This window comes from Paenibacillus oryzisoli (genome assembly GCF_050467285.1).
Taxonomy (GTDB): Bacteria; Bacillota; Bacilli; order Paenibacillales; family NBRC-103111; genus Paenibacillus_E; species Paenibacillus_E oryzisoli_A.
The window spans coordinates 318,575-335,314 of the sequence record NZ_JBCMUN010000006.1; the positions used below are offsets into that span (position 1 = coordinate 318,575).

Consider the following 16,740-nt stretch of genomic DNA (forward strand, 5'->3'; position numbering starts at 1 on the left):
CAGATGTTAAAGAGAAGCGATAAAGGAGGTAGGGTTTTGAAAATTCATATTGTCAAAAAAGGCGATACCCTGTATGAGCTCGCTAACAAATACGGAACGACGCTGGAACAGATCATTGCGCTGAATCCGCAAATTGCCGACCCGAATGTCATTGACGTCGGGATGAAAGTGAAAATTCCTTCGGGCCATAAAAAGCCGGAGCCGGCTGCGTCGGATTACGTCTACAAGCATGTCGTCCAGCAGGGAGATACCCTGTGGAAGCTCGGAAAAGCTTGGGATGTGCCGCTTGCCGCGATGATCCAAGCTAACGGCCACCTCAAAAACCCGAATGTACTGATGACGGGGGACATCGTGTATGTGCCGAAGGCGCACCATGGACACGGCCACGGGCAGGGACAGGGACAGGGACAGGGGCATCACAGCCAAGTGCCTGGCCCCGGATATCACAAGCCTTCGACAGAGCCGTTCCCGCAGGCGCCGGTTCAGCAACAGCCCGAACCCATGCAGCCTGTCGAGCCGACGCCTGCGGTGCAGGAGCCTGCAGCACCTGCGCCATCGCTTGGCGAAATGAGCACGCAGCCGGCGATGCCGATACCAATCGTGCCAGCGCAGCCGATAATGCCCATGCCGACAACGCCTTCAATGCCGGCCATGCCAGCGCCAAACATGGGGATGGCGCCTTCAAGCGACGCCACGCTGAATGAACCGTATCCGCAAGCCCAGCATCCGTTTGCGCAGTTCCATATTCAAGCGACGGAGGTATTCGCTTATCCAAGTGCGGAACAGCCGGAACCGGTGGCCTATCCGGCGTATTCACCTTATCAGGAGGCGCCATGCGAGCCGATGCCGCAGATGGCGATGCCAGCCATGCCAGCCATGTCAGCAATGCCAGCAATGCCAGCAATGCCGGCAATGACGGCCCCAATGGCCATTAAGAATGACTGCGGCTGCGGCGGCCCATCCACGCACGAGATGCCTTGGATGAACGTGCCGACCGGCTATCCGAGCGGCCCGCTGAACCAGCCATGGCAAGGCGCGGCGCCGATGATGGCGGACGGACAGGACATGGCGTCGATGCCGGGGCTGCCGGGCTTTTATCCGCCTGTGATGCCATACGATCGGCCGCAGGCACCGTTCCCTTTTGCCTATCAGAACGATCCTTACGGTATTCCATATGCCGGAGCTAATTATCAGGCGCCTTATGAGTCCGCGATTTACCCGCAGGTGCACACGCACGAACTGACGGAGTCGACGGATACGGAAGAAGAGCTGGAAATCGACATTCGCAAAGGGAGAAAGTCATCGGCTAACGCTCGCTCTGCGAAGAAAGCAAGATCCGCCAGCGAATCGCCGCTTGAAGCTTTTCTCCGGCGCCAGCAGCGCATCCCCGAAAAACCGGCGCAAACAAAGCAGGCCCTGCCCTGGATCAACGTATAAATAAAGAGGCTTACCTTGAGGTCATTTGCGATGACTCAGGGTAAGCCTCTTTGGTATAAGCAGCTAGCTAGGCAATCATGCCAAGCGTAAAGAACGTCATGAGGCCGATCAGGAAATGCATGCCCCATTTTTTACGGAGAAGTTCGCGGCCCCGGTGCAGCCTTGTTTTGACTGTCGTGATCGGAAGATTCAGCTTCTCGCTGATTTCTTGCAAAGACAGCTCTTCCATGTAGTAAAGCGTGATGATCGATTTATATTTATCGCCTAATTTATTTATGGCTGTCTGCATATGCTCTTGAACCTCGGTTTGCAGCACCGCGTTCTCCGGCGACTGGTCGGGACTGGCAAGCTTGCTGTAGTAGCTGTAGTCATCGTCCATGTCGTTCAGCTCAGCGTCGAGGGATTGGACAGGCTTCTTCTTGCGAAGCAGGTCGATCGCGACGTTTTTGCCGATGCGGTAGATCCACGTCGAGAAATTTTGCGTCTCGTCAAAATGGTTCAGATTCAAATACACGCGAATGAACGTTTCCTGGACAATATCTTCGGAATCAGGCCGATTGTGGAGCATGCGGAAAGCAAGCTTTTGAATTTTACTGCGGTATAACTCGACCAACTCTACGAAAGCGTTCCGGTCACCCCGTCTGGATAATTGAATTAATTGAAGCTCTGCTACATTCATGCTGTTTCCCTCCTTAGAGTCGTCGTTTATCACTCGTAAACAAATGCTTGTAGGCGCATGTCAAACATCTTCGTCGGCAAGATTTAGTTTGTCTATCTTTGACTATATCATTTCTGCGGCTACAGTCAAATTCAAATGTAAAGGAGTGTTTATTTTTAACCAATTGTTACCGAAAAGATGGATATTTCGTGACGCTGTCTAAGTAGAAGACGGATTAGTACGGAAAGAAGTTTGGCCAATCGAATGATTTATTTGCAGTTTATGAACCTCATTCCAAATGGCGACACTACTCCATAATAAAATCACACCGATAATCAGAAGCGTGGTGCGTTTGATCCGTTTATTTCTGTTCATGCTGTTCCACCGCCGATTCAGGTAGGTTGTCTAACTATCTCATCTCTATGGTAAATCATGTATAGGGTTTTCCGCAATTGGAAACAATATCGAAAAAAACCAAGTGAGAAGGGATTACTGTGATTGTACAAAGGTTCTTGAAGCATCTAAAGAGAAGACTGCGCTGGAAACGCAGCTGGTTAGCCTTAGGCATGTTCGTTCTGCTCGGTACGGCATTCTGGATCGGATATGAGTCGCGAGGTGCAGCCCCGTTCAATCCGCTGGATCATGCGAAAAAAGCAGTGTCTGCACTTGCTCGTATCTCGCCCGCTGAGGATGTACGGCTGGAGAAAGCGATTGAAACGCTTCGGGCCATTCAAGACCAAAGAGAAAGCTATTTGCTCAAATCCTACGTCTGCGGAGAGGAACGCAGTCCGCTAGGCCTTCTGGCCTCGCAGCCGCTGATCGAGCTTCAAAAGAAGCATCCGGATTGGGAGCTCGCGATCGGCTCAAACGGTGATGTGACGTTTACAGAGCATATCGAGGATTTGTCGCCTGCCTGCAAAGAAAAAGCGATGTTCGGCATTGACGGTTCCTCCAACTTGTCGCTATTTAATGGAACGCCGGGAGCTGACAATGTCATTCGCACGTTTTTCCAGCTCAACATTCAGCAGCTTGAAAGCAGTCTCCCGCCAGGGACGGTCGAACAGCTTCGCAAAGGAATTCGAGTCTCCGATTTGGAGGAGTATAATAGCGTATTATCGACATTCAGTGATTATGCCATAGAAATAACAGAACGTGCAATGACAACGCCATAAGCCTGGCTAGCTGGAAGAGATAGGTTCGGTTCATCCCGAGTCTATCTCTTTTTTTGCGTTTCTGCTATAATGGGAAATGACTACATATGTTCGCTTTTTTGAGAGAAGATGGGAGAGTTTATAGGTGCGTATTCTAGGGATTGATCCGGGGATCGCGATAGTGGGCTTCGGTTTTATTGATAAAATCGGCTCCAAGCTGGTTCCTGTGCAATACGGCTCGATTCAGACGGAGGCGCATACGGACCCAGGCATACGCCTTAAGGATGTCTATGACGCGACGACGCAATTAATAGAGAAGTATAAGCCGGATGCGCTGGCGATCGAGAAGCTGTTCTTTAACCGCAACGTGACGACGGCGTTCACGGTCGGGCAGGCGCGAGGCGTGATGGTGCTTGCCGGCGTGCAGGCCGGGCTGCCGATTGCGGAATATACCCCGCTGCAGGTGAAGCAATCTGTGGTTGGCTATGGCAAAGCGGAGAAAGCGCAAGTGCAGGAAATGGTCAAAATATTGCTCAAACTTTCGCAGGTGCCGAAGCCTGACGACGTGGCGGATGCGCTGGCAATTGCGATTTGCCATGCGCATTCCTCGTCCTTGCAAGACAGATTGAACGGGGGATGGAAACGATGATCGATTTTGTAAGAGGCTCGGTTGCGCTGCGCGAGAGCGAGTATGTGGTGCTGGATGTGAACGGCGTGGGGTATCGCGTCTTTTGCCCGAATCCGTATGCGCTGGGGCTGAGAGACAACGAGCCAGTTACGTTATTTACACATTATCATGTGCGCGAAGATGCGCATTTGTTGTTCGGCTTTACATCCCGGGATGAGCAGGCGCTGTTTCGCCTGCTGCTCGATGTGAGCGGCATCGGGCCGAAGGTAGCGCTCGGCATTTTGGCTGCGGGCGGGCGTCCTGACGCTGTTATTCTAGCAATCTCGCAGGAGAATCTATCGTTTCTGACGAAGCTGCCCGGGATCGGTAAGAAAACGGCGCAGCGCATTATTCTGGATCTTAAGGACAAGCTTGGATCCGTCACCTTCTCGAGTCCGGAAGCCGCTGTCGCGCTAAGCGTCGTCGGCTCGGCACAGCTCACCGAGGGTGGCGAAAGTTGGAGCGAGGCGAAGGAAGCGCTCATGACGCTCGGTTATACCGAGGCGGAGGTCGACCGCGCCTGGCTGCAGGTGAAGGAGAAGGCGAATACATACGATTCCGTGGATGTGTTGATGAAGCACGCGCTGAAGGTTTTATATACGATGTAGGGTGAAAAGAAGAGAGTGAGCGGGTTGTCGGGTTGGAGCACCGAGAAGGTTGCGAGAAGCTGAAGAAGGAGGAGCGGAGTGTAGGCAAACCTACATGGCTACCTATATTCGAAGCTGAAGGCAAGATTCGAGGCCAAATTCGCTTCTTTGACTTGCTTCGTGATCAGAAGACGACTTTGAGGAGGAGCACCATGGATAATGACCGGATTATCTCGGCTAATCTCATGATGGAGGACAGCGCGGTCGAGTACAGTCTCCGCCCTCGCTATTTAGCTGAATATATCGGGCAGAAGCAGGCGAAGGAGAACCTCAAGATTTATATCGAAGCCGCCAAGCAGCGGAAGGAAGCGTTGGATCACGTGCTGCTGTACGGCCCTCCGGGGCTCGGCAAAACGACCTTATCCAACATTATCGCCAATGAGCTTGGCGTTAACATTCGCACGACGTCCGGCCCTGCGATTGAGCGCCCAGGCGATCTGGCAGCGATTCTGACGAATCTGCAGGAAGGCGACGTGCTGTTCATCGATGAGATCCACCGCCTCCACCGCACAGTGGAAGAAGTGCTGTATCCGGCGATGGAGGACTATGCGCTCGATATTATTATCGGCAAAGGGCCAAGCGCACGCTCGGTGCGGCTCGATTTGCCGGCGTTTACGCTGATCGGCGCCACGACGCGCGTAGGGCTGCTCTCAGCCCCGCTGCGCGACCGGTTCGGCGTTGTCAGCCGGCTTGAGTTTTACACCGTCGATGAGCTTTCCTATATCGTCAGCCGGACGGCGGATATTTTGCAGGTGGGCATCGTCGGCGAAGCGGCGCGCGAGATCGGGATGCGTTCGCGGGGAACCCCGCGTATCGCGAATCGCTTGTTGAAGCGGGTGCGCGATTTTGCACAGGTGAAAGGCGACGGCATCATCACGATGGAGCTCGCGCGGGAATCCCTGCGCCTGCTGCAGGTGGACGATCTGGGTCTCGACGAGATCGATCATAAAATGCTGCGCGCGATTATTTTGAGCTTCCAGGGCGGCCCGGTCGGCCTGGAGACGATTGCGGCGACGATCGGCGAGGAGAGCCAGACGATCGAAGACGTGTACGAGCCGTATTTGCTGCAGATCGGCTTCATGCAGCGCACACCGAGAGGCCGTATGGTGACGCCCCAGGCGTATCACCATCTGGGGCTGCCGCTGCCGGAGCCGAAGTAGGGGCAGCGCCTGCTTTGAGAGATGGCCAAGTGCTGCGACAGACGAGAAAGCGATGCAGGATGAGCGGCGAGCAGCGAAGTGCAAGTGGCTGCAGCGCGAGTGCTGCGTGTGATGGGAATGGACACGCAAAAGCTTTTGCCTCTCCTTAGGCGGGGTGAAAGCTTTTTTATTGCGGGGTGGAGCCCGGCCGAACGCAATATGTCGCTGGTCATCCAACAACTGCAGGGGAGTAAATAGGAGTGGTAAACCACCCTTATACTGGCTCAAGCGTGGGAGCCGAGGCAAATAGCAGTGGTAAACCGCTGCTAACGGCCGTCGCATAAGAGTAAAGTGTGGCTATTCCTAGAAATAGCAGTGGTTTACCATGCTTATTTTCGGCGGATGAGGCCGAATCGCGCTAATAGATGCGGTTTACCACGCTTATTTCTTCTGCGGGCACGTTCGCCGCTCACCGCGCTCCTCGGGCCGCCATACAGAGCACAGCTAGCGCGAATCGAGCGGCGGTGCCTGCATTTTTTCTGTAAATTTCTATGAAACCAAAACTTCTGACTGCTGCTAGAGTCTAAGTTACTACAGACCTTAACGACAGAAAGGAACGTTACTTGCATGAAATGGAATGTAATTAAGCTTGCAGGGGGAGCCAAGAGCGTCCCAATGCTTACTGCCGCTGCGTTGGCGCTCGGGTTCAGCGGCGTGTTCAGCCCGTCCGCAGGGGCAGCCACGGCGGACGATGTTCGTGTTGCACTTGTGATCAACTCTAGCAAATATAAAAAGATAGAGCCGGTCGTCACCCTCACCTCCCCGGGAGGGTTTCAGATCAGCGTCGGCAGCGGCGACAAAGCGCCGCTGCCGTGGAAAAGCGAAGCCGTCGGCACGCTCCGCGTATCGCTTGACGGCTACAGCGCCTTGATGCTGGAGACCGCCGATTTCGCGGCGGCGAAGGCGCTGTACACGAAGCTGGCGGCGATGCCGGAAGACAGCTTCGTGCTGGCGAGAACGAAGCTCGGGAAGCCGAGCTTCCAAGTGTTCTACGGCAGCGTAGCGACGCAAGCTGCCGCTGAAGCCGCGGCTGCTGCGGCACTGAAGGACGCGGGCGTCGCCGCGCTCCTTAAATCGGCGCAGCCGCAATTCACCGGGCCGCTGCATCTCGCAGCCGGCGGCCCGTATGCGTCAGAGGCCGCTGCGCAAGCGCAAGCGGCCGTCTACGCCCAAGCCGGCGTCAATGCGGACGCCGTGCTCGTGCAGGACGTGGCAGGCAAAGCCGCGTTTCAGGTGTGGGTGGGCGGCGAAGCGACAGCCGCCGCCCTGGAAACCGTGAAGCAGGCCGCCTTGAAGGCCGCGCCAAACATTCCACTGCAGCCGGTGGGCGCCGCTGCAGCCGCCTACCTCATCGAGCGCTCGGACGTCTCAGGCGCAAGCAGCGCCTCAGCGGCAGTGCCGCACTACGTCGCGTCGGCAGGCGCGCAGAAGACGCTAATCTCTGCCGGCACGCAGACCATCACCGTGAAAGAACGGGAGAACCGCAGCTATCGCGGCGGTATGGAAATTTCCTCGTACCAAGGGCGGTTAGCCCTCGTGAACGAGCTGCCGATGGATCAGTATTTGTACAGTGTGGTCGGTTCAGAGTTGAACTCGGAATGGCCGGTTGAAGCGCTGAAGGCGCAGGCAGTCGCCGCACGCACGTTTGCCCTGAAGCAGGGGAATAAATATGAGATTGCACAGGTGTCGGATACGACGCTAGATCAGGCGTACTACGGCACGGCCAAAGAGTTCGCCGCCGGGCGTCAGGCAGTCGATGCGACGACCCATGAGGTATTGAAGGATAAGAGCGGCCTGATTTCACCCGTGTTCTCCTCGAATGCCGGGGGCAAGACGGCGGACCCTTCCGAAGTGTGGGGCAATCCTGCCGCCTATTTGCAAAGTGTAGCAAGCCCCGATGAGGGTGCCGAGAAAGGCAAGGCGGTCTGGTACCGGGTCCGGCTTACAAGCGGAGCTGAAGGTTACGTACATAGCATGTATTTGAAAGACAGCGGGACGAAAGACAGCAAGGGCGCGCCGATCTATACGTCGACAGATCAAGACGTGAATGTGAGATCGGCGCCATATGTGGATAATGCAGCGAACCCGGCGATTGCGCAGCTTGCGTTGAAAGAAAAAGTCGCCGTCCTCGGCCAGACGAAAGAGTCAAACGCCTACTCCTGGATCCGCGGGCCGTTTACGCCTCAGGACATCAAAAACATGCTTACCGCCGGCGGTGTTACCGTAAGCGGTACGGTGACCTCGCTGCAAGTGACGAAGCGCGGCCCGTCCGGGCGCGCGACCGAGCTGGCGGTGAACGGAACTCCCGTGAAAGTGGCGTATCCGGATGCATTTCGCTCGCTGCTCGGCGGTTTGCCTAGCACGCTGTTTGAAATCGAGCAACCGGGCAGTTATACTGGTGGTACCGGTACCACAACTTCGAGTGCGGTCACGCTCGCAACGTCCGCTGGTCACGTGACCAGCACAGCGGCATCAACGGATCTTTACGTTTTGTCCGCCGGGCAGCAAGCGCCAACGGCACAGAAGATGACGAGTCTTACCGCTTTAACCGCAGCGGGGGCTTCACAACTGTCCTCAACCGGCAGTACGATCGCGCCGCCAGCTTCCACAGGGGCAGCAGGTCTCACCTTTACGTTCCGTGGAAACGGCTTTGGCCACGGTCTCGGGATGTCGCAGTGGGGAGCGAAAGGCTTTGCCGAGCAAGGCTACGATTACAAAAAAATACTTCAGACGTATTACATCGGCGTCAACATAACGAAGGAATGAACTCATACTTATGGATGTACAAGCATTTGATTTTGAACTGCCAGAAAATTTGATTGCGCAGACGCCGCTCCAGAACCGGACGGCGTCCCGCCTGCTTACGCTAAATAAAGCCACAGGCGAAACGGTCCACCGCTCTTTTGAAAATCTGATCGATTACCTCGAAGCCGGGGACTTGCTCGTGATGAACGACACACGGGTTATTCCAGCACGGCTTTTTGGCACGAAAAAAGAGACCGGCGCCAAGGTCGAGCTTCTGCTGCTCAAGCAGCTCGGCGAAGACCGTTGGGAGGCGCTTGTAAAGCCCGGCAAACGCATGCAGCTCGGCGCCGTCGCCGAGTTCGGCAACAATGACGCCGGAGAGCCGTTGCTCACCGCTGAAGTCGTCGAGGTCGGCGACATGGGCGCTCGGGTGCTGCAATTCAGCTACACGGGCATTTTCAACGAAATCCTGGACCGGCTCGGCGAAATGCCTTTGCCTCCTTACATTAAGGAGCAGCTGCCGGAGAAAGAGCGGTACCAGACCGTCTACGCCAAACACGAGGGCTCGGCGGCGGCGCCGACCGCGGGGCTGCATTTTACACAAGAATACCTGGACCGAATCAAATCCAAAGGCGTCCGCCTCGCTTTTGTCACCTTGCATGTGGGCTTAGGGACTTTCCGTCCCGTCTCCGTCGATAAGATCGAGGATCATCAGATGCATGCCGAGTATTATATCCTGTCGCAAGAAACGGCCGACCTGATTAATGAAACGAAACGGAGCGGCAAACGTATTATTGCAGTGGGGACGACGTCGTGCAGGACGTTGGAAACGGCGGCAGGGATTAGCCGCGAGCAGGGCGGGGGCAAGAACGGCGAGCCGCTTGCGATTCAACCTTCGCAGGGCTGGACGTCGATTTTTATTTATCCGGGGTACGAGTTCGGGATTGTGGATGCGCTTTTGACCAATTTTCACCTGCCGAAGTCCACGCTGTTAATGTTGATCAGCGCCCTGGCGGGGCAAGATTACATTATGCGTGCTTATGAAGAAGCCGTGCGCGAGCAGTACCGCTTTTTCAGCTTTGGCGACGCCATGTTGATTTATTAAGAATAGGAAGTGTACGTAATGACAGCAGCAGTAACCTACGAACCTATCAAAACCTGCAAGCAATCCGGCGCGCGCCTGGGTCGTGTTCATACGCCGCATGGCGTGATTGAGACGCCGACCTTCATGCCGGTCGGGACGCAAGCAACCGTGAAAACGATGAGCCCGGAAGAATTGAAAACGATGGATGCGCAGATTATTCTCAGCAACACGTACCATCTCTTTATCCGTCCGGGGCATGACATCGTGAAGCAGGCAGGGGGCCTCCATAAGTTCATGAACTGGGATCGCCCGATTCTGACCGACAGCGGCGGTTTTCAGGTGTTCAGCTTAAGCAACATGCGTAAGATTACGGAAGAAGGCGTCACCTTCAAATCCCACCTGAACGGCGATAAGCTGTTCATCTCCCCGGAAGTCGCGATGGAAATTCAGAATGCGCTGGGTTCTGACATCATGATGGCGTTCGACGAGTGTCCGCCGTATCCAGCCGATTATGAGTATGTGAAAAAATCGCTGGAGCGCACGACGCGCTGGGCGGAGCGCTGCCTGCAAAGCCACGGCCGGCCGCAGGATCAAGCTTTGTTCGCCATCATCCAAGGGGGGATGTATGCCGACCTTCGCAAGCTGAGTGCGGAGCAGTTGACTTCCATGGATTTCCCGGGGTATGCTATTGGAGGACTGAGCGTAGGCGAACCGAAGCACATGATGTATGAGATGCTGGAGCAGACTACCCCGCTTATGCCGGCGAACAAGCCGCGCTATTTGATGGGCGTGGGCTCCCCTGACGCTTTGATCGAAGGCTCGATCCGCGGCATCGACATGTTCGATTGCGTGCTCCCGACGCGTATTGCGAGAAACGGGACATGCATGACGAGCGAAGGCCGTTTGGTGATTCGCAATGCGAAGTATATGACGGATTTCGGTCCGCTTGACCCCAAATGCTCCTGCTACACCTGCCAGAATTACAGCAGAGCTTACATCCGGCATCTGATCAAAGCCGACGAGACGTTCGGCATCAGATTGACGACAGTTCATAACCTGCACTTTCTCTTACAGCTCATGCGCGATGTGCGAGAAGCGATTATGGAAGATCGCCTGCTCGATTTCCGAGACAGCTTCTTTGCTTCTTACGGGCTGAACGATAATGAAAGAGGATTCTAAGAGAGGAGGATACCGATGTTTCTATTAGCGGATGGAACCGCGGATGCGGGTGCGATTGGATATTTGTATACATACGGGCCGCTTGTGCTCATGTTTGTTGTTTTATATTTCCTGCTCATTCGTCCACAGCAGAGGCGGCAAAAAACACGCAATCAAATGCTAGGGTCTTTGAAAAAAGGGGATAAGGTCGTCACGATTGGCGGCTTGCACGGCACGATCATGGAGATTACGGACGACATTTGCGTGCTTCGCGTCAATGATGCGACGAAGATGACGTTCGATCGCTCAGCGATCAATGCGGTTTCGCAAACGACAGCGAAAGAATAAAATAAAAGCGAGAACCTCTCACAGGCTCTCGCTTTTTTGTTTCATAGCTCGTTATTGTTCATACGCTTGAGCAGCGCCTTCTCGCCAAGGATGAGGCGGCCTTCCGCCAAGCGAAGACCCATGCGGGAAGCGACTACACCTAGAATGACGCCGGCGCACATATCGGACAGCCAGTGGATCCCCAGGTAGAAGATGGTGAAAATAATAAACGCCGCGGTAGCCGGAACGAAAATTTTCCAAAAGGTGTTCTTGCTCCTCACGGCGATGACCGCCATCGAAACGGAGATGGACGTATGCAGACTCGGGAAGCAATTGTCCAGGCCGGATAAAGGTCTGTAATCCTGCTCGAAGGTCGGGAACGCATCCAGAATAAGCAGATTGACGTTCGGATGAAACGACCATACTTCATTGACCGGAAAGAACAGGTAGAACGGAATCGCAATCATATAATTGAACATAAGTGCGTAACAGACAGCGTAGAACAGCTTGTAATTCTTTTTGTACGTATAAATGGCAATAGAGCCAATCATGACGGACGGGAACACAACGACGTAAAAATAACTGCTAACATACGTGAGAATATCGTTATGAAAAAAGTGCTGGATGTTCGCGACGAAGTTACCCTCGATGCTATAGATGGATTTGGTGAAATCGGCACGGTAGTGCATTCTTTTCTCAAAAGTCATTTCAAGCTTGTTAAAAAAGAGAATTGTTAATAGTGCAACGAAGTGAAACAGATATTTGCGCGAAGTGAAAATCTCCTGAACGAAGCTCCCGGCAATCGATAATGGATTTTTTCTCGTTCCAATGATTGCAAAAAGCGCGACCGTTAGTACAATATAAATTGTCGCATGCGACATGGAAGCAAAAGGGCTCATGAAGATGGTTCCCCCTAATTTTTGGAAGTTTTTTGCGATATAACTATGATATTATACCACAACTCAGGGGGAGGTAGTGCATTCTTCACGGAAACGACTTATTTTATCGCTGGGTATTTACGCCAAGCATGCCGCCAAGCGCGCCTGAAGCGAACAGGATGCCAAGCAGCTGCAGCGATTGCAGGTTCAGCCCGGCGTCAAAAGCAAGAAAGCCTACTAGAAAAATGAGAATAAAATAAACGATGCCTACCATTCCCCCGTGGTACCAGCCGCGGCTTGCGCCTCTTTTGCCAGAGACCCATCCGCCGATAAACAAAGAAACCGCATGAATAATCGTAGTTAACGTATGTAAGGAGCTTTCTTGGGTGGACGTGAGCAGCAAGAACAGCGAAGTCAGCAGCGTGCCAATCGTCATCATGCAAAAAGCGTACATGAGTCCGGAGAACAGAGGTGAGGTGATTCGTACCTGGCTGACGGACTTCATAGGGTTCATAGGCATCATTCCCTTCTGAAATATCTCATTAACATCATTGTATGGCCAAGCACATAGAATTAGTACAGACTCTACCAGAGAGGTGTGAAGAATATTGTTGACGGAATTTTCGCAAGGTCCGGTGCTGTGGCAGACTGTCGCCGCGCTCGTTATTTTCGCCGCTGCCTATTTGGCCATTCTCATAGAAAAATGGGACCGTACCTACACCGCGCTCGGCGGTGCTGTCCTGATGATCGCGCTTGGCATCGTGCCAATCCAGAAGGCGCTTACCGGCTATGCCAATTGGCCGCTCGTGCTTTATATCGCCAGCTTGTTCATCCTATCGGCGCTGATTGGGCAAACGGGCGTGCTCGCTTACGCGGCAAGCGGCATGCTTCGCAAATTCAGACTAAGACCGATTGCGGTGCTGATCAGTTTATCTCTGCTCGCCGCGCTCGTAGCTGCTTGCTTTGACAGCCTAATCGCCGTAGCACTTATCGTTCCTTTTCTGCTGAAAACATCGAAAATGATGAAAATAACGCCCGTCCCGTTTTTAATTTCGGTGCTGATTTCTGTCCATATCGGCGGGGCCGCAACGATCATGGGCAACTTGACGAACCGGCTGATCGCCGGGGGCGGGCGCATGACGCCAGGCCAGCTGGTGTACCAGCTGGCGCCGCTCGTACTTCTTTTGCTTGCTGTGCTGTACCTCATCATGTGGGTGCTGTACCGCAATAAGCTGATCGTTGCGGAAACGTACAAGCGGGAGCTGCTGCGCCTCACGCCCAGCTCCCACCTGAACGCCGACCGCAACTTCGTCGTGATCGGTACAACCGTGATCGCGCTGACGATCATTGCGCTGATGCTGCACCGCCTGCTGGGCATGCAGCCGGCCTATATCGCGGCGATTGGCGCTGTGCTCTCGCTCGCGGCCAACTATAAAGCCGTCGTTCAGACGGCTGTGAAGAAAGATTATCGCGCCCTGTGGCACACGTTTCGAGACATGCAAGTGCTCTACTTCCTGGGCTTGTTCATCATGGCAGGGGGGCTGACCTACTCCGGCATTGCAGGCTTTTTCGCTTACCGCGGCCTCGAAATGAGTCAAGGCAGCGTTTCTTTCCTGTCTACGCTCTTGCTGTGGCTGACTGGCTTTGGCTCGGCCATGATGGATGAAGTGCCGTATATCACGGCGATGATGCCGATTGTCGACAGTATCCGCGAGACGCTGCAAGCGTCCGTCCAGCCGATCTGGCTGGCGCTGATCATCGGCAGCGCTATCGGCGGCAGCGCAACGCTGATCAGTTCGGTGTCGAACATGTATGCGGCTTCGCTCTCGGAGCAGGAGGGAGGAGGGCTTACCCAGCGCGGCTATGTGGCGGTAGCGCTGCCGGTTTGCCTTATTTTAATCGGAATTGCAACGCTGTATTTCAGATTATTCCTCGTGTAAGCTGCCAACAATTGAATACGTAAATACTGCATGATGAGTAACGTGAGCGGTCAGAATACCAGTGAACTCCGAGAACGAGCAAGAGCTTGAGAACCAAGGAGGCTAACAATGGATATTCTGACCATTTTTTTGCGCACGGTGCTCATCTATTTTGTCGTGTTTCTCATGCTGAGAATCATGGGGAAGCGGGAAATCGGCAAGCTGTCGCTATTTGATCTCGTGATTTCCATCATGGTGGCCGAGATCGCGGTTTTTGTTCTGGAAGACGCGCACAAGCCGCTCCTCAGTGGACTTGTCCCGATGGCGACTTTGGTGCTCATTCAAGTCCTCATCGCCTACATTACACTGAAAAGCCGTACGCTGCGCGTGCTGTTCGACGGCAAACCCAGTGTGCTTATTCATAAGGGCAATCTCAACCGCGAGGAAATGAGAAAGCACCGTTATAACTTGGACGATCTCATGCTGCAGCTGCGGCAAAATAAAATTATGAACGTGGCGGACGTGGAGTTTGCCATTTTGGAGCCTTCAGGGAAGCTTAGCGTGGTGGAAAAAGAAGTGAAAGGAAAAGCCGCGGATGATGACAAGATGAAAGCAGCCATCCGTTACGAAGGGCTGCCGCTGCCGCTCATAATGGATGGCAAGGTGCAGGACGAGAATTTGGAGAAAATCGGCCAAAATCGCTTCTGGCTCAAAAATCAGCTGCAATCCAAGGGAGCCCGCGATTTCAAAGAAGTGTTCTATTGCTCGATCGATCACCGCGGGCGGATGTTTTTGGACCGGAAACGCTGAGCTTTAACATGGGCGGGGATCAGCGGATTATTTTTTTGCCCATATGCATAAGCCGCTGAAGATCCTGCAGACGAATAAGCTTAAACAGCATAATGACGAACAGGTAGGCGATCATGCCGCTGATCATCGAAGAAACGAAGCGCATCCAAGTGACGTCGATCCAGTTGGTATACATGAAGAGATAGCTGACACCGCCGGAGACAAGCATCGCGACGCCGATTTTGCCGAACGAGCTGCCGTCCATCTTGAATTTCAGCAGCCGGACCACACTGTTCCAGTGCAGCAGCGTAACGAGTACGATGTTGATGTTGATGGCGAATACAGCGCCTTGAATGCCGAGCTCAGGTCGGCTGGCAAGGAAGTAGATGAGCAGCAGCTTGATGATTGAACCGATGAGCGTGTTGACGAGCGCGGCGCCGGGCTTGTTGAGCGCTTGCAGCGCAGCCTGCAGCGGCGACTGAAAATAAATGAAAATCGCGACAGGTGCCATCATTTTAAGCATTGTGCTGACATCCGGCTGATTATACATATAGGTGCAAATGGGCTCGGCCAGAACGAACATCAGCACGGCGAAAGGCGCTCCGGTGATCAGCGCGAGTTTAAGGGACTGATGCAGGCGCATATGGATCGTTTTCATATCCTTGCGCGCCGCGGCTTCACTTAAAGAGGGAATCAAAGAAACCGATAAAGACATAGTGAGGGCACTCGGGAGCAAAATGATCGGGATAATCATCCCTTGCAGCGCGCCGTATTGGGCGGTTGCGAGCTTGGTCGTGATGCCTGCAATGGCCAGGCTTTGGGCGATCAGGATCGATTCGAGCAGGTAGGAGCTTGCACCGATCAATTTACTGCCGGTAATCGGAATAGAGATGCGCATGATTTTGCGGAAATTCGTAAATCTTCCGGTCAATTTCTTCGTGCCGATGCTGGCAACGGGCGCCTCGGGCGTTTTTTTCTTGTCCCATTTAAAATGAATATAAAGGACGACGAAGCCGGCAATTTCGCCCGCAAGCACGCCGATCATCGCGCCCGCCGCCGCGTACTCGACCCCGTAAGGCACCATCATGTAGGCACACACCAGCACCATGACGATGCGGATTAACGTCTCCGTCGTTTGGCTCGTGGCGGTCGGAATCATATTTTGCTTGCCCTGGAAATAGCCGCGATAGACGGCCGAAATGCCGATAATCGGGATGAGCGGGCTCATGGACAGAAACGTATAGTAAACGCGGTCATCGGTTAACAAGTGCGAGGTGATCCAGGAGGCCCCGAATAGACAGAGGAGTGTGAAAAAAACGCTGAGCGTCGCGGTGATGGCGAGCGAGATTCGCAAAATGGAGCGGATACGGCTCTCATTATGCTCTGCCTCGGCTTCCGCAATCAGCTTGGCGATCGCCACCGGGATCCCGCCGGTAATGATCGTTAAGATGACCGACAGAAACGGCCATCCCATTTGATATATGCCGATGCCTTCCGCGCCGATAACACGCGGCAGCGTCATTCTCGGTATAAAGCCGAGGATGCGGTTCACGATTCCGGCGGCAAGCAAAATTAGCGTGCCTCTAATAAACGATTGCTTGGTCACTCCCAACCCTCTTTTCGGTTCAGTCATACCTATGAATATGCGGGGGCTGGCCAAGCTCATGCTAACATTTTGCGGACAAGGACGGGGCGCAGAAGGAGAATAACGTTACGACCTCGAATAATTCAAAGATTCAGGTAAATCATACCTTTAGGAGGACCTCCCCATGAGCGAAGAAGAACGGAACGTCAGCGAGGAAGAAGACGGCGCCGGCATGACGGATCACGAGTTGAACGAGATTATTGAGGGGCTCTGCGCCAGCAAGGCGGAGGAGTTTGTCCTGCTGGGCTATGATCAGGTGACCGGCAAAGATATTTGGGATTGCGTCAACGAGAAATACAAGAAGACAGGGATACCTTCGCTCCATCAAATTGTCAATGACATCTTATCGCTGAAGACTACACAGTTCATGAACTGGATGACAATTAGCATGTATAGAGGGACCCAATTCTAACGATTGGGGCTTTTTTTTGCAGCT

General features: G+C 53.9%; 16 protein-coding genes. 12 read left to right on the plus strand and 4 right to left on the minus strand.

Translation table 11 applies throughout. From position 1 onward, the window contains the following. Window positions 1–36: 36 nt before the first annotated feature. Window positions 37–1,437, plus strand: a complete 1,401-nt coding sequence (locus ABE504_RS10325; protein ID WP_430087834.1) for a LysM peptidoglycan-binding domain-containing protein — start codon at window positions 37–39, stop codon at window positions 1,435–1,437. A 67-nt stretch (window positions 1,438–1,504) separates the two neighbouring features. On the opposite strand, the gene sigW is transcribed toward ABE504_RS10325, so the two are convergent. Beyond that, window positions 1,505–2,116: an RNA polymerase sigma factor SigW gene (sigW, locus tag ABE504_RS10330; RefSeq protein WP_126142552.1), complete on the minus strand. Its 612-nt coding sequence runs from the start codon at window positions 2,114–2,116 to the stop codon at window positions 1,505–1,507. A gap of 473 nt (window positions 2,117–2,589) precedes the next feature. On the opposite strand from sigW, the gene ABE504_RS10335 reads away from it, so the two are divergent. The 8 genes from ABE504_RS10335 to yajC all read left to right on the plus strand — a co-directional run bounded on the left by ABE504_RS10335 (window position 2,590) and on the right by yajC (window position 11,094). Continuing rightward, on the plus strand, window positions 2,590–3,267 hold the full coding sequence (locus ABE504_RS10335; RefSeq protein ID WP_430087836.1) for a BofC C-terminal domain-containing protein: 678 nt from the start codon (window positions 2,590–2,592) through the stop codon (window positions 3,265–3,267). A gap of 124 nt (window positions 3,268–3,391) precedes the next feature. Continuing rightward, window positions 3,392–3,895 (plus strand): crossover junction endodeoxyribonuclease RuvC, encoded by a 504-nt coding sequence (gene ruvC / locus ABE504_RS10340; protein ID WP_126142553.1) that lies wholly within the window; start codon window positions 3,392–3,394, stop codon window positions 3,893–3,895. Further along, a complete protein-coding gene (gene ruvA / locus ABE504_RS10345) occupies window positions 3,892–4,521 on the plus strand; it encodes a Holliday junction branch migration protein RuvA (protein WP_430087838.1) in 630 nt (209 codons plus the stop codon). The genes ruvC and ruvA overlap by 4 nt, the downstream gene beginning before the upstream one ends. A 191-nt stretch (window positions 4,522–4,712) precedes the next feature. Further along, a complete protein-coding gene (ruvB, locus tag ABE504_RS10350; protein WP_126142692.1) occupies window positions 4,713–5,720 on the plus strand; it encodes a Holliday junction branch migration DNA helicase RuvB in 1,008 nt (335 codons plus the stop codon). A 606-nt stretch (window positions 5,721–6,326) separates the two neighbouring features. Beyond that, window positions 6,327–8,525 carry a SpoIID/LytB domain-containing protein gene (locus ABE504_RS10355; protein WP_430087840.1) on the plus strand — a complete coding sequence of 733 codons (2,199 nt, stop codon included), beginning with the start codon at window positions 6,327–6,329 and terminating at the stop codon, window positions 8,523–8,525. Between the two features lie 10 nt (window positions 8,526–8,535). Then, window positions 8,536–9,609 (plus strand): tRNA preQ1(34) S-adenosylmethionine ribosyltransferase-isomerase QueA, encoded by a 1,074-nt coding sequence (queA, locus tag ABE504_RS10360; RefSeq protein ID WP_430087842.1) that lies wholly within the window; start codon window positions 8,536–8,538, stop codon window positions 9,607–9,609. A gap of 18 nt (window positions 9,610–9,627) precedes the next feature. After that, a complete protein-coding gene (gene tgt / locus ABE504_RS10365; protein ID WP_430087844.1) occupies window positions 9,628–10,767 on the plus strand; it encodes a tRNA guanosine(34) transglycosylase Tgt in 1,140 nt (379 codons plus the stop codon). A 15-nt stretch (window positions 10,768–10,782) separates the two neighbouring features. After that, window positions 10,783–11,094 carry a preprotein translocase subunit YajC gene (yajC, locus tag ABE504_RS10370; protein ID WP_430087846.1) on the plus strand — a complete coding sequence of 104 codons (312 nt, stop codon included), beginning with the start codon at window positions 10,783–10,785 and terminating at the stop codon, window positions 11,092–11,094. A gap of 41 nt (window positions 11,095–11,135) precedes the next feature. Here yajC and ABE504_RS10375 read toward each other — a convergent pair whose 3' ends face one another. Further along, window positions 11,136–11,972 (minus strand): phosphatase PAP2 family protein, encoded by an 837-nt coding sequence (locus ABE504_RS10375; RefSeq protein ID WP_430087848.1) that lies wholly within the window; start codon window positions 11,970–11,972, stop codon window positions 11,136–11,138. 103 nt (window positions 11,973–12,075) lie between these two features. Continuing rightward, window positions 12,076–12,465 carry a TIGR04086 family membrane protein gene (locus ABE504_RS10380; RefSeq protein ID WP_430087850.1) on the minus strand — a complete coding sequence of 130 codons (390 nt, stop codon included), beginning with the start codon at window positions 12,463–12,465 and terminating at the stop codon, window positions 12,076–12,078. A 94-nt stretch (window positions 12,466–12,559) separates the two neighbouring features. Here ABE504_RS10380 and ABE504_RS10385 point away from each other — a divergent pair, with 94 nt between their 5' ends. Both ABE504_RS10385 and ABE504_RS10390 read left to right on the plus strand, forming a co-directional pair. After that, the gene (locus tag ABE504_RS10385) at window positions 12,560–13,891 is read left to right on the plus strand and encodes an SLC13 family permease (RefSeq protein ID WP_430087851.1); all 1,332 of its coding nucleotides are present in this window, start codon (window positions 12,560–12,562) and stop codon (window positions 13,889–13,891) included. A gap of 108 nt (window positions 13,892–13,999) precedes the next feature. Continuing rightward, entirely contained in the window at window positions 14,000–14,680 is a 681-nt protein-coding gene (locus ABE504_RS10390; protein WP_430087853.1) for a DUF421 domain-containing protein, read from the plus strand. Between the two features lie 19 nt (window positions 14,681–14,699). On the opposite strand, the gene spoVB is transcribed toward ABE504_RS10390, so the two are convergent. Beyond that, the gene (gene spoVB, locus ABE504_RS10395; protein WP_430087855.1) at window positions 14,700–16,265 is read right to left on the minus strand and encodes a stage V sporulation protein B; all 1,566 of its coding nucleotides are present in this window, start codon (window positions 16,263–16,265) and stop codon (window positions 14,700–14,702) included. A 163-nt stretch (window positions 16,266–16,428) separates the two neighbouring features. Here spoVB and ABE504_RS10400 point away from each other — a divergent pair, with 163 nt between their 5' ends. Further along, on the plus strand, window positions 16,429–16,716 hold the full coding sequence (locus ABE504_RS10400; RefSeq protein WP_430087857.1) for a post-transcriptional regulator: 288 nt from the start codon (window positions 16,429–16,431) through the stop codon (window positions 16,714–16,716). Window positions 16,717–16,740 lie beyond the last annotated feature (24 nt).

Coding starts and splice junctions, on each gene's coding strand:
- sigW (WP_126142552.1), bottom strand. CDS start 2,116: ATGAATGTAGCAGAGCTTCAATTAATTCAATTATCCAGACGGGGTGAC.
- ruvA (WP_430087838.1), top strand. CDS start 3,892: ATGATCGATTTTGTAAGAGGCTCGGTTGCGCTGCGCGAGAGCGAGTAT.
- ruvB (WP_126142692.1), top strand. CDS start 4,713: ATGGATAATGACCGGATTATCTCGGCTAATCTCATGATGGAGGACAGC.
- ABE504_RS10355 (WP_430087840.1), top strand. CDS start 6,327: ATGAAATGGAATGTAATTAAGCTTGCAGGGGGAGCCAAGAGCGTCCCA.
- queA (WP_430087842.1), top strand. CDS start 8,536: ATGGATGTACAAGCATTTGATTTTGAACTGCCAGAAAATTTGATTGCG.
- tgt (WP_430087844.1), top strand. CDS start 9,628: ATGACAGCAGCAGTAACCTACGAACCTATCAAAACCTGCAAGCAATCC.
- yajC (WP_430087846.1), top strand. CDS start 10,783: ATGTTTCTATTAGCGGATGGAACCGCGGATGCGGGTGCGATTGGATAT.
- ABE504_RS10375 (WP_430087848.1), bottom strand. CDS start 11,972: ATGAGCCCTTTTGCTTCCATGTCGCATGCGACAATTTATATTGTACTA.
- ABE504_RS10380 (WP_430087850.1), bottom strand. CDS start 12,465: ATGAACCCTATGAAGTCCGTCAGCCAGGTACGAATCACCTCACCTCTG.
- ABE504_RS10390 (WP_430087853.1), top strand. CDS start 14,000: ATGGATATTCTGACCATTTTTTTGCGCACGGTGCTCATCTATTTTGTC.
- ABE504_RS10400 (WP_430087857.1), top strand. CDS start 16,429: ATGAGCGAAGAAGAACGGAACGTCAGCGAGGAAGAAGACGGCGCCGGC.